At 73.4% G+C, this 12,576-nt stretch carries 11 protein-coding genes and 1 riboswitch; of the genes, 10 read left to right on the forward strand and 1 reads right to left on the reverse strand.

The genetic code is table 11. The features are described from left to right. Nucleotides 1–14 precede the first annotated feature (14 nt). The 6 genes from metK (at nt 15) to WHN02_RS14005 (ending at nt 7,540) form a co-directional block, all read left to right on the forward strand. Entirely contained in the window at nt 15–1,208 is a 1,194-nt protein-coding gene (metK, locus tag WHN02_RS13980) for a methionine adenosyltransferase (RefSeq protein ID WP_434743713.1), read from the forward strand. A 65-nt stretch (nt 1,209–1,273) separates the two neighbouring features. Beyond that, nucleotides 1,274–3,214 (forward strand): primosomal protein N', encoded by a 1,941-nt coding sequence (locus WHN02_RS13985; RefSeq protein WP_434743714.1) that lies wholly within the window; start codon nt 1,274–1,276, stop codon nt 3,212–3,214. A 230-nt stretch (nt 3,215–3,444) separates the two neighbouring features. After that, entirely contained in the window at nt 3,445–4,428 is a 984-nt protein-coding gene (locus WHN02_RS13990) for an AAA family ATPase (RefSeq protein WP_434743715.1), read from the forward strand. Nucleotides 4,429–4,546: 118 nt separating this feature from the next. Further along, complete coding sequence (gene def, locus WHN02_RS13995) at nt 4,547–5,101, forward strand: peptide deformylase (protein ID WP_434743716.1); 555 nt, start codon at nt 4,547–4,549, stop codon at nt 5,099–5,101. 7 nt (nt 5,102–5,108) lie between these two features. After that, complete coding sequence (gene fmt, locus WHN02_RS14000) at nt 5,109–6,035, forward strand: methionyl-tRNA formyltransferase (RefSeq protein WP_434743717.1); 927 nt, start codon at nt 5,109–5,111, stop codon at nt 6,033–6,035. Beyond that, nucleotides 6,032–7,540: an RsmB/NOP family class I SAM-dependent RNA methyltransferase gene (locus tag WHN02_RS14005; protein ID WP_434743718.1), complete on the forward strand. Its 1,509-nt coding sequence runs from the start codon at nt 6,032–6,034 to the stop codon at nt 7,538–7,540. Before fmt ends, WHN02_RS14005 begins: the two co-directional genes overlap by 4 nt. Nucleotides 7,541–7,711: 171 nt before the next feature. Here WHN02_RS14005 and WHN02_RS14010 read toward each other — a convergent pair whose 3' ends face one another. Continuing rightward, nucleotides 7,712–8,602, reverse strand: coding sequence for a septum formation family protein (locus tag WHN02_RS14010; RefSeq protein WP_434743719.1), 891 nt, complete (start codon nt 8,600–8,602; stop codon nt 7,712–7,714). A gap of 256 nt (nt 8,603–8,858) precedes the next feature. Between WHN02_RS14010 and rpe the strand changes: the two genes are divergently transcribed. The 4 genes from rpe to WHN02_RS14030 all read left to right on the forward strand — a co-directional run bounded on the left by rpe (nt 8,859) and on the right by WHN02_RS14030 (nt 12,576). Further along, the gene (rpe, locus tag WHN02_RS14015) at nt 8,859–9,569 is read left to right on the forward strand and encodes a ribulose-phosphate 3-epimerase (RefSeq protein ID WP_434743720.1); all 711 of its coding nucleotides are present in this window, start codon (nt 8,859–8,861) and stop codon (nt 9,567–9,569) included. Beyond that, nucleotides 9,566–10,525 (forward strand): response regulator, encoded by a 960-nt coding sequence (locus WHN02_RS14020; RefSeq protein ID WP_434743958.1) that lies wholly within the window; start codon nt 9,566–9,568, stop codon nt 10,523–10,525. The genes rpe and WHN02_RS14020 overlap by 4 nt, the downstream gene beginning before the upstream one ends. 62 nt (nt 10,526–10,587) lie before the next feature. Further along, nucleotides 10,588–10,759: riboswitch (FMN riboswitch) on the forward strand. A 139-nt stretch (nt 10,760–10,898) separates the two neighbouring features. Then, nucleotides 10,899–11,960: a bifunctional diaminohydroxyphosphoribosylaminopyrimidine deaminase/5-amino-6-(5-phosphoribosylamino)uracil reductase RibD gene (gene ribD / locus WHN02_RS14025; RefSeq protein ID WP_434743721.1), complete on the forward strand. Its 1,062-nt coding sequence runs from the start codon at nt 10,899–10,901 to the stop codon at nt 11,958–11,960. Between the two features lies 1 nt (nt 11,961). After that, entirely contained in the window at nt 11,962–12,576 is a 615-nt protein-coding gene (locus tag WHN02_RS14030; protein ID WP_434743722.1) for a riboflavin synthase, read from the forward strand.

Below are 12,576 nucleotides of genomic sequence, written 5' to 3' on the forward strand. Positions count from 1 at the left end.
AGCTTAGGAGTGCCGTGACACGCCGCCTCTTTACTTCCGAATCGGTCACGGAAGGCCACCCCGACAAGATCGCCGACCAGATCAGCGACGGCATCCTGGACGCGCTGCTGACCGAGGATCCGCGCAGCCGGGTCGCGGTGGAGACCCTGATCACCACCGGGCAGGTCCACGTCGCCGGGGAGGTGACCACCAAGGCGTACGCCGACATCCCGAGCATCGTGCGGGAGACCATCCTCGACATCGGGTACGACTCGTCGAAGAAGGGGTTCGACGGGGCGTCCTGCGGGGTCAACGTCTCCATCGGGGCGCAGTCGCCGGACATCGCCCAGGGCGTGGACAACGCCTTCGAGCTGCGTACCGGGTCGTCGGAGAGCGCGCTGGACGCCCAGGGCGCCGGCGACCAGGGCATGATGTTCGGTTTCGCCTGCTCCGAGACCCCGGAGCTGATGCCGCTGCCGATCGCGTTGGCTCACCGGCTGTCCCGTCGACTGGCGACGGTCCGTAAGGACGGCACCGTGCCGTACCTGCGCCCGGACGGCAAGACCCAGGTCACCATCGAGTACGACGGCCTGCGCCCGGTGCGGCTGAACACCGTCGTGGTGTCGAGCCAGCACGCCGCGGACATCTCCCTGGAGTCGCTGCTCACCCCGGACGTCCGTGAGCACGTCATCGCCCCCGAGCTGGAGAGCCTCGGCCTGGACACCAGCGACTACCGGCTGCTGGTCAACCCGACCGGCCGGTTCGAGATCGGTGGCCCGATGGGCGACGCCGGCCTGACCGGGCGCAAGATCATCGTCGACACCTACGGCGGGTACGCCCGCCACGGCGGTGGGGCGTTCTCCGGCAAGGACCCGTCGAAGGTGGACCGGTCGGCGGCGTACGCGATGCGGTGGGTGGCCAAGAACGTGGTCGCCGCCGGGCTCGCCGAGCGCTGCGAGGCGCAGGTGGCGTACGCCATCGGCAAGGCCCACCCGGTGAGCCTGTTCATCGAGACCTTCGGCACCGAGACCGTGCCGGTCGCCTCGATCGAGAAGGCCGTCAACGAGGTCTTCGACCTGCGGCCGGCCGCGATCATCCGGGACCTGAACCTGCTCCGGCCGATCTACCGGCAGACCGCCGCGTACGGCCACTTCGGCCGGGAGCTGCCCGACCTGACCTGGGAGAGCACCGACCGGGCCGCCGACCTCAAGTCGGCTGCGGGAGCCTGACCGGCACCAAGCGCAGCGACCGGCGACCCGCCGAGGGGTCGCCGGTCGCTCGTGTCTGCGTCGACGTGCCGTTGCCGCACCTCGACCGCCCCTTCGACTACCTCGTCCCGGCCGACCTGGCCGACGCCGCGACGCCCGGCTGCCGGGTGAAGGTGCGCTTCGCCGGGCAGCTCGTCGACGGGTGGCTCCTGGAGCGGGCCGACGAGTCGGCGCACTCCGGTCGACTGGCGTACCTGGAGAAGGTCGTCTCCCCGGTGCCCGTCCTGGCCCCGGAGGTCGCCGGGTTGGCGCGCGCAGTCGCCGACCGGTACGCGGGCAGCCTCGCCGACGTCCTCCGGCTCGCCGTCCCACCCCGGCACGCCCGGGTGGAGAAGGAGATCCTCGCCGCCGACGCCGAGCCCACCATGCCCGAACCCACCACGCCCGAGCCCAGCGAGTCCACCCCGACGACGCAACGACGGAGCGGTTGGCGGGACTACCCGGCCGGCCCGGCGCTGCTGCGGGCACTCACGCAGGGGCGGGCACCCCGGGCCGTCTGGTCGGCGTTACCCGGGGAGGACTGGGCGGCCCGCTACGCCGAGGCGTGCGCCGCCGTCGTCGCCGCCGACCGGGGAGTGGTGATGGTGGTGCCCGACGCCCGGGACCTGGACCGCCTCGACGCCGCCCTGACGGCGACGCTCGGTGCGGGGCGACACGTCTGCCTGTCGGCGGCGCTCGGCCCGGCCCGCCGCTACCGGGCCTTCCTGGCCGCGCGACGCGGGGAGGTCCAGGTCGTGGTCGGCACCCGGGCGGCGATGTTCGCCCCGGTCGAGCGGCTCGGCCTGGTGGCGGTCTGGGACGACGGGGACGACCTGCACGCCGAGCCCCGGGCGCCGTACCCGCACGCCCGGGAGGTGCTGCTGACCCGGGCCCAACTCGCCGGGGCCGCCGCCCTGGTGGGCGGGTTCGCCCGTACCGCCGAGGCGCAGCTGCTCGTCGAGACCGGGTGGGCCCGGGAGGTGGCCGCCGACCGGGCGACACTGCGCAGCCGTACCCCGGCGATCGTCCCGACCGGGGACGACCCGCAACTGGCCCGCGATCCGGGGGCGGCGACCGCCCGGCTGCCCAGCCTGGCCTGGACTGCGGCCCGCGACGCGGTCCGTGCCGACCAGCCGGTCCTGGTCCAGGTGCCCCGGCGCGGCTACCTGCCGTCGGTCGGGTGCGCCGAGTGCCGGACCCCGGCCCGGTGTCCGCACTGCGCCGGGCCACTGGCCCTGCCGAACGCCACGGGGACGCCCGCCTGCCGCTGGTGCGGGCGGGTCTGCGCCGGGTACGCCTGCCCCGAGTGCGGTGGACGGCGACTCCGGGCGGCTGTCGTCGGTGCCCGGCGGACCGCCGAGGAGTTGGGCCGGGCCTTCCCCGGGGTGCCGGTCCGGACCTCCGGGCGGGAGGAGGTGCTGACCGCGGTGGGGGACGGGGCGGGCCTGGTCATCGCCACCCCGGGTGCCGAGCCGGTCGCCGAGGGCGGCTACGGGGCGGTGCTGCTGCTCGACTCGTGGGCCCTGCTGACCCGGGCCGACCTGCGTGCCGGTGAGGAGGCCCTGCGCCGGTGGATGACCGCCGCCGCCCTGGCCCGTCCGGCGTCCCGGGGTGGTCGGGTGGTGGTGGTCGCCGACGGGGGCCTCGCCGTGGTGCAGGCGCTGCTGCGCTGGGACGCCGCCTGGTTCGCCGGGCGGGAGCTGGCCGAGCGGCGGGAGTTGGGGTTCCCCCCGGCGGTCCGGATGGCCAGCGTCACCGGTCTCGCCGACGCGGTGGCGGACCTGCTCGCCGGGGCCCGGCTGCCGGCCGAGGCCGAGGTGCTCGGCCCGGTCCCCGCCGACGACGACCGGGAGCGGATGTTGGTCCGGGTGCCCCGTTCCCGGGCCGTCGAACTGGCCGGGGCACTGCACTCCGCCGCCGGTACGCGCACCGCGCGTAAGGCCGCCGACCCGGTCCGTCTCCAGATCGATCCGCTGAGCCTGTTCTGAGCGTCATGGTGACGGAGGGTTGCCGCCCGGGTGGTAGCATCGCCCGTCATGCCGGGGCGCGAGGACGACGCGAACGACGGTGGGTGTGGCGACGAGGTCGCCCGTCGGCCGGTCGCGACGCTGCCCGACCCGGCTGAACGCGGCACCGGTGTGGTGCCGTGTCGGTCCCGGCGTCGCCGTGGTGCCAGGGCGATGATGTCAACCATTCGGTGATCAGAGGTGGACCAGTCGTGACCGTTCGTCAATCGATCGTCTTCAACGGTGACCTCGGCAGCGGCAAGAGCACCGTCTCCGTGGAGATCGCCAAACGGCTGGGGCTGCGCCGAATCAGTGTCGGCGACCTCTACCGGCAGATGGCGCAGGAGCGGGACATGACCGCGCTCCAGCTCAACCTGCACGCCGAGCTGGACCAGGCCGTCGACGGGTACGTCGACCAACTGCAACGCGACATCGCCGCCTCCGGTGAGCGGTTGGTCATGGACTCCCGGCTGGCCTGGCACTTCTTCACCGACGCGCTCAAGGTGCACATGATCACCGAGGCCGGTGAGGCCGCCCGGCGGGTGCTGGCCCGGCCGTCCGGCCCGGCCGAGAGCTACACCTCCCTGGAGGAGGCGAAGGCGAAGCTGCGGGAGCGCAGCGACAGCGAGCGCAACCGGTTCGTCGTCCGGTACGGCGTCGACAAGGCCCGACTGCGCAACTACGACCTGGTGTGCGACACCACCCGGGCCGCCGCCGACGAGGTGATCGAACACGTCGTCGCGGTCTTCACCGGTGCGCTCGGCGCCGACGTCGTCCAGGACTCCCCGCCGCTGCTGCTGCTCGACCCGGCCCGGGTCTACCCGACCGAGGACATCGCCACGCTGCGGGACGTGTGGGACTCCGACCTCGTCGACGGGGTCGACGCCGCCGGTGACGAGGCCCTGGAGCCGTTGCAGATCGGTTACACCGGGGAGTACTTCTTCGTCGTCGAGGGGCACCGTCGGCTCAGCGCCGCCCTGCGGGGCGGGTTCCGTCTCGTACCGGGTCGGCTGGTCGCCGAGATGGAGGAGCCGGTGGTCGGCGGGATGAGCGCCGTGGACTACTTCGCCGCCCAGGTCCGGCCGTCGGTCGTCTACGACTGGCAGGCCGCGCACGGGATCGAGCTGCCCCTGCCCGAGCAGGCCCTGCTGCATCCGGAGACGGTCCTGGCCGGGGAACCGGGCCAGGGCGCCTGACCCCGGGACGCGCGGCGGGCACGACCGGCCGACCACCCTGGTCGACCGGTCGTGATCGGGACACTCCGTAGACTGGTACGGCACGGACCCGTCCCACCTCGCGAAGGAGCCACCCCGCGTGACCGTCCAGCCCATCCGTCTCTTCGGTGATCCGGTGCTGCGCACGCCGGCCGATCAGGTGGTCGACTTCGATGTCGAGCTGCGCAAGCTCGTCACCGACCTGACCGACACGATGCGTGAGCAGAACGGGGCCGGTCTGGCCGCCCCGCAGCTCGGCGTGGGGCTGCGGGTGTTCACCTTCGACGTCGACGACGTGGTCGGACATCTGGTCAACCCGGTGCTGGAGTTCCCCGACGAGGAGGAACAGGACGGCCCGGAGGGATGCCTGTCCATCCCGGGGCTCTACTTCGACACCAAGCGTCGACAGCACGTGATCGCCAAGGGTTACAACAGCTACGGCGACCCGATGCAGATCGTGGGCACCGGCCTGATGGCGCGGTGTGTCCAGCACGAGACCGACCACCTCGACGGGGTGCTCTTCCTCGACCGGCTCGACCCGGCCGGCCGTAAGACGGCGATGAAGGCGATCCGGGAGGCGGAGTGGTACGACCCGGGGGCCCCACCGACGGTGAAGGTCGACCCGCACCGCAGCCCCTTCGGTCTGGGGCGGTGACCGACGGATGCGTCTGATCTTCGCCGGTACCCCGGCCGTCGCCGTACCCGCCCTGGCCGCCGTCGCGGCCTCCCGGCACGAACTTCTCGCAGTGGTCACCCGCCCCGACGCCCCCGCCGGGCGGGGACGGGGCCTGGTCCGCTCCCCGGTGGGGGCCTGGGCCGACGAGAACGGGATCGAGGTCCTCACCCCGGCCCGTCCCCGGGAGCCGGAGTTCCTGGACCGGTTGCGGGAGCTGGCCCCGGACTGCGCCCCGGTGGTCGCCTACGGCGCGCTGGTGCCGCCGGTGGCCTTGGAGATCCCCCGACACGGCTGGATCAACCTGCACTTCTCGCTCCTGCCCGCCTGGCGGGGGGCGGCACCGGTGCAGCACGCCGTCCTGCACGGCGACGAGATGACCGGGGCCAGCGTGTTCCAGCTGGAGGAGGGGCTCGACACCGGGCCGGTCTTCGGCACCGTGACCGACGAGGTCCGCGCCGGTGACACCTCCGGTGACCTGCTGGAGCGGTTGGCGCACTCCGGGGCCGGTCTCCTGGTGGCGGTGCTCGACGCGATCGAGGCCGGCACCGTACGCGCCGAGCCGCAGCCGGCCGACGGGGTGTCGCTGGCACCGAAACTGACGGTGGAGGACGCCCGGGTGCGGTGGTCGGATCCGGTGTTCGCTGTCGACCGACGGATCAGGGCCTGCACTCCGGCCCCCGGCCCGTGGACCACCTTCCGGGGTGACCGGGTGAAACTCGGCCCGATCGTCCCCGCCCCGGACGGCCCTGACCTCGAACCGGGTGAACTGCTCGTGGAGAAGTCCCGGGTGCTCGTCGGTACGGCCACCACCCCGGTACGCCTCGGCGAGGTCCGGGCGGCGGGCAAGAAGGCCATGCCGGCCACCGACTGGGCCCGTGGCGTCCGCGTCGGCACCGGCGAGGTGTTCGCGTGACCGCCCCCCGGGGTGGCGGTCGCCCCCGACCCGGCGACGACCGGCGAGGCGGTGACCGGCGGGGTGGTGACCGGCGGGGCGGTGACCGGCGGGGCGACGACCGGCGGGGCGACGACCGGCGGGGTGGCCCGCACCGGTCCGCCCGACCGGCTGTGGACCGCCCCCGGTGGGTGGCGTACGAGGCGGTCGCCGCCGTGCACCGCGACGACGCGTTCGCCAACCTGGTGCTGCCGGCGATGCTGCGCGAGGCGGGACTGTTCGGCCGGGACGCCGCCTTCGCCACCGAACTGACCTACGGCACCCTGCGCCACCTGGGCACCCTGGACACGATCCTGACCGCGGCCGCCGGGCGGGACGTGGACCGGATCGACCCGCCGGTGCGCGACGCGTTGCGGATCGGCGCGTACCAGATCCTGCACACCCGGGTACCGGCGCACGCGGCGGTGTCGTCGACCGTCGATCTGGTCCGGACCGTCGGGGCGGGGGCGACCGGGTTCGCCAACGCGGTGCTGCGGGAGGTGGCCACCCGGGACGCCGACGCCTGGGCGGGGCAGCTCGCACCGGCCATGGACACCGACCCGATCGGGCACCTCGCGGTGACCTACAGCCACCCGCAGTGGATCGTCAGGTCGTTCGCCGAGGCCCTCGGGGGCGACCTGGGGGAGACCACCCGGCTGCTGATCGAGGACAACGTCCGCCCGCCGGTGCACCTGTGCGCCCGCCCCGGGCGGATCGACGCGGCGGACCTGGCCGACGAGGTCGGCGGGGCGCCGGGGGCCTTCTCACCACACGCGGTCTACCTGCCCGGTGGGGCGCCCGGTGACCTTCCGGCGGTCGCCCAGGGCCGGGCACACGTCCAGGACGAGGGGTCCCAGCTGGTCGCCGAGGCGCTGGTCGCCGCCGAACTGGACGGCCCGGACGCCCGGTGGCTCGACCTGTGCGCCGGCCCCGGAGGCAAGTCGGGGCTGCTCGGCGCGGTCGCCGCGCAGCGCGGTGCCCGGCTGACCGCCGTCGAGGTGGCCGAGCACCGGGCCCGGTTGGTCGCCGAGGCCACCCGGGGGTTCCCGGTGACCGTGCTGACCACCGACGGACGTACCGTCGGGGCCGATCCGGACCTGCCGGAGGGGGAGTTCGACAGGGTCCTGGTCGACGCGCCCTGCACCGGCCTCGGTTCGCTGCGGCGGCGGCCCGAGTCGCGGTGGCGTCGGCAGCCGGGTGACCTTCCGCCGTTGACCCGGTTGCAGCGGGAGCTGCTCACCGCCGGGATCCGGGCTCTCCGCCCGGGGGGCGTGGTGGCGTACGTGACCTGCTCTCCGCACACTGTGGAGACCCACGTGACGGTGACCGAGGCGGCCCGCCGGTGCGGTGTCCCGGTGGACTTCGTGGACGCCCGGCCGCTGCTGCCCGCCGGGATGCCGGGGCTCGGTGACGGGCCGACGGTGCAGCTCTGGCCGCACCGGCACGGCACGGACGCGATGTTCCTCGCCGTCCTGCGTCGCACCTGACCCCATACCGTATTCACCTGTCGGCGACCGTCGCGCCCGTTCCCTGCCGGGACGGGCGCGACGCCGTCCACCCCCGGTGGCCGTCGGGGCGGCGGTGAAGTCGGACGGCGAGGACCAGGCCCGGCCGCGCATGACCGACGAACCGTGGGCGCTGTGGCCGGACGGGGGTGGTCAGATGACGGGCAGGCCGGTGGGGCCGGCGTCGCGCATGGAGCGGGTGAGCTTCCGGTCGTCGCTCCAGAGGAAGCACCGGATGCCCCGGTCGCCCTCCTCCCACTCCCGCTGCGACGGCGGGTAGAAGATCGACCCCGTCCGGTACGACAGGTCGCTGTTGACGGGCACGGCGGCGAAGTTCGCGACCAGTTCCATGCACCGTTTGTGCACCTGGGCGTCGGCCCGGCCGAACTCCTCCCAGGTCATGTCGTCCTCCTGGTAGACGCCGACGAACTCGGCGCGGTGCGGTTCGCTGCACATGACCGGGGCCATGTAGTTCAGGTTGCCGCTGATCAGCTTCGGGTCGAAGCAGCTGTGGGAGAGGGGGGAGTCGCCGACCAGCGCGCCGCGGAGGCTGCCGATCCGGTTGACCGGGCGGGCGTTGTCGATGCTGTCGGTCTCGGCGACGTCGCACCGGTACCACCGGGCCCCGGCGCTCCACGCGGAGGTGGTCGGCACCGCGATGGTCAGGCTGAGCCGGGCCGAGCGCCAGTCCCCGCCGAGGACCTCCCGGACCCGCTTGTCGCACTCGGTCCGGGCGGTACGCAGCGCCGGTGACCCCGGCTCGGGTCGGTTCTCGGCCCGTGCGGTCCGGCCGGTGAACGCCCCGACGTGCAGTGCCTCGGCCAGGTGGTTGCGGGTGCAGTCGACGGTCTCGTAGGTGCTGGCCTGCACCACCACCGTGATCCGGGGCAGGCAGACGCCGCTGGAGGGCACGAAGGGCTGGGGTGGTCTCAGCGCCGGCCAACCGCCGGTGAGGTCACCGTCGGTGCCGGTGGGCTGCACGCACCCGCCGAGAAGTGTCACCATCGTGCCGGCCAGCGCCAGCGCGCCGAGCCACCGTCGCATCGTCTGCCCTTTCCCGGAGCTGACGGCCGGCTGCCGCGACCGGTACGGCCGTGCGCCGCCGGGCGTGCAGCATATGACACCGTCCCTGTTGGAGTGTTGCGGCGTTTCCTTCGATCGGCCAGTCACCGCTGCCCTTTCGTTCAGGAACGCCGACACCGGAGGGCAATCCTGTACCACCGGTCACATCTGGGTGACAACGGGTTCGAGGTGGTCCCGCGATGACGGCGGCCGGTGTCCGCATTCGTACACTGACCGGGTGACCGTACCGCCGCCGCTGATCATCGCCCCCAGCATCCTCGCCGCGAACTTCGCTCGCCTCGCCGAGGAGGTCCGTGCCGTCGAGGGCGCTGCGGACTGGGTGCACGTCGACGTCATGGACAACCACTTCGTGCCGAACCTGAGCATCGGCCTGCCGGTGGTGCAGAGTCTGCGGGCGGCGACCGAGATCCCCTTCGACGTCCACCTGATGATCGACGACCCGCACCGGTGGGCCCCCGGGTACGCCGACGCCGGAGCCTACAACGTCACCTTCCACGCCGAGGCGTGCGACGACCCGGTGGCGTTGGCCAAGGACCTGCGGGCGGCCGGGGCCAAGGCGGGACTGGCCATCGACCGGGACACCCCGATCGAGCCGTACCTGGACCTGCTGCCCAGCTTCGACACCCTGCTGATCATGACGATCAAGGCCGGGTTCGGCGGGCAGCGGTTCCTCCCGCACCTGCTGGACAAGGTCCGGGCGGCCCGGCGGCACGCCTCCGCCGGGCACCTGGAGCTGCGGATCGAGGTCGACGGAGGGATCGCCGCCGACACCATCGAGCAGGCCGCGCAGGCCGGGGCGGACGCCTTCGTCGCCGGGACCGCCGTCTACGGGGCCGACGACCCCGCCGAGGCGGTCCGTAAGCTCCGTTCCCTGGCGCAGCGCGCTTACGGCGAGTCCCCGGCGCAGCGCGCTTACGGCGAGAACTGAGCGTGGACCAGGCCGACGACCGACCCGATCTGATCCTCGTCGTCGACGACGACGCGGACATCGCCCGTTTCGTCGAGTTCAACCTGAAACTGCACGGCTTCGAGGTGGTCCACGCCTCCGACGGGCAGGAGGCCCTCGAGGTCATCGAGGGCCGCCGCCCGGACCTGGCGGTGGTCGACCTGATGATGCCCCGGGTCGACGGCCTGGAACTGACCCGTCGCCTCCGCGCCAACCCGATGACCTCCGCCCTGCCGGTGATCATGCTGACGGCCAAGGGGATGACAGTCGACAAGGTCCACGGGCTCGCCGCCGGTGCCGACGACTACCTGGTCAAGCCCTTCGACACCGCCGAACTGGTGGCCCGGGTCTCCGCCACCCTGCGGCGCAACAAGGAGGCCCGGGAGGTCTCCCCGCTGACCGGCCTGCCCGGCAACAGCCGGATCCGCCGCGAGATCCGCGACCGGATCCGCACCGGCGCCGACTACGTCGTCGGGTACGTCGACATCGACCGGTTCAAGAGCGTCAACGACCGGTACGGCTTCGTCCGGGGCGACGAGTTCATCTCCACCCTGGCCCGGAGCCTGCACCGGGCGGTGGTCTCGGTGGGCCGCCCCCCGGCCTTCCTCGGTCACGTCGGCGGTGACGACTTCGTGATCATCTGTAGCCCCGAGCAGATCCGCCCCCTGACCCAGCGGGCGGTCGTCGACTTCGAGAACGCCGCCGACCAGCTCTACGACCCCACCGACCGGGAACGGGGCTTCGTCGAGTTGAAGGACCGCCGGGGCAACACCCGCCGCGCCGCCCTGGTCACCCTCTCGATCGGCGTGTCGCTGTCCGACTCCACCAAACGGATCACCGACCCCCTCGCCGCGATCGCGGTGGCCTCCGAGATGAAGTCGGTGGCCAAGGGGCAGCCCGGGTCGTACGTCGCCGTGGACCGACGACGCAGCCTGTGAGGAAGCACGCGGGAATAGCGACATCGAGGCGTCGGCGTGTAAGACTTCCTGAGGTACCCACCACGCGCTGGCGGGACTCGGTGTGATTCCGAACCGGCGGTGATCCACGGCCCGGCCGTGGTAAGCCCGCGACCCGGTCGGCCTCGGCTGCCCGGTGGACCTGGTGAGAATCCGGGGCCGACGGTTGAGGACGGCCTCGCCGCCCTCAGACAGTCCGGATGGGAGACAGCGCGCGGGACGGATGAGGGCTTCGTGCTGGCTGCTGCCTGGCCGCCGCACGGGGTCCCTCGGGTTCGGCTCTGCCGTTCCCGTTCGTCGCCGCCTGCCTCACCCTGCCTGCGCATCACCGGCGAGTGAGAGGCAGAAGCAGACGATGACCGGGGTCTCCGTCGACGAGGCGATGCGTCGCGCGATCGAACTGGCCGCGCGGGGGCTCGGCACGACAAGCCCCAACCCGGTGGTCGGCTGTGTCCTGCTCGACGCCGACGGCCGCGTCGTCGGCGAGGGTTTCCACGCGTACGCCGGTGGCCCCCACGCCGAGATCGTCGCCCTGGCGCAAGCGGGGGAGCGGGCCCGGGGCGGCACCGCGGTGGTCACCCTGGAACCCTGCGACCACACCGGTCGCACCGGCCCCTGCAGCGTCGCCCTGACCAACGCGGGGGTGGCCCGGGTGGTGATCGCCGTACCCGACCCCGACCCGGTCGCCACCGGCGGCGGGGACACCCTGCGGGCCGCCGGGGTCCGGGTGGACGTCGGGATCCGCCGGGAGGAGGCCGAGGCGGGCAACATCGCCTGGCTCACCTCCGTACGCCGGGGTCGGCCCTACGTGATCTGGAAGTACGCCGCGACCCTGGACGGCCGGGCCGCCGCCGCCGACGGGACCAGCATGTGGATCACCTCCGAGGCGGCCCGGATCGACGTGCACGCCCTGCGCGGCACCGTCGACGCGGTCATCGCCGGGGTGGGCACCGTCCTCGCCGACGACCCCCGGCTCACCGCCCGTAACCTGCGTGACGGCAGCCTCGCCATCCGACAGCCCCTGCGGGTGGTGGTGGACTCGACGGGCCGGACCCCGCCGGACGCGAAGGTCCGCGACGGTGCCGCCCGCACCTGGATCGCCACCGCCGAGGAGGTCGGCGCGGACGTCGACGGTCGGGTCGACCTGCCCGCCCTGCTGTCCGCCCTGCACGCCCGGGGCGTCCGGGCCGCGCTGCTGGAGGGCGGCCCCCGACTGGCCGGGGCCTTCCTCGCCGCCGGCCTGGTCGACCGGGTGGTCGGCTACCTCGCGCCCCGACTGCTCGGCGCCGGACCGACGGCACTCGTCGACGCCGGGGTCACCACCATCACCGAGGCCATCGACCTGGACGTGACCGACGTCTGCCAGATCGGCCCCGACCTGCGGATCACCGCGGTACCCCGGAAGAGGGAGAGCTGACATGTTCACCGGCATCGTCGAGGAACTGGGTGAGATCGTCCGAACCACCCCCACCGGTGACGACTCGGCGCTGTTCGCCGTCCGCGGCCCGGTGGTCACCACCGACGCCCGCCACGGCGACTCCATCGCTGTCAACGGGGTCTGTCTGACAGTGGTGGAGGTCGTCGACGGCGACGTCTTCACCGCCGACGTGATGGGGGAGACGTTGCGCCGCAGCGCCCTCGGCGGGCTGCGCCCCGGCGACCCGGTCAACCTGGAACGGGCCGCCGCCCTCGGGTCCCGCCTCGGCGGTCACCTGGTCCAGGGACACGTCGACGGCGTCGGCGAGGTGGTCGCCCGGGAACCGGCCGCCCAGTGGGAGACGGTCCGGTTCCGCCTCCCCGACACCCTCTCCCGGTACGTCGTCGAGAAGGGCTCCATCACCGTCGACGGGGTGTCCCTGACGGTCGCCGACGTCGGGGACGACTGGTTCGCCGTCGGACTGATCCCCACCACCCTCGCCCTGACCACCCTCGGCACCCGGCGGGTCGGCGACCCGGTCAACCTGGAGGTCGACGTCCTGGCCAAGTACGTCGAACGCCTGCTCGGCCCGCGTCTGCCCACCCCGCACGCCTGA

Origin of the sequence: Micromonospora sp. SH-82 (assembly GCF_051132485.1) — a bacterium.
Taxonomy (GTDB): Bacteria; Actinomycetota; Actinomycetes; order Mycobacteriales; family Micromonosporaceae; genus Micromonospora.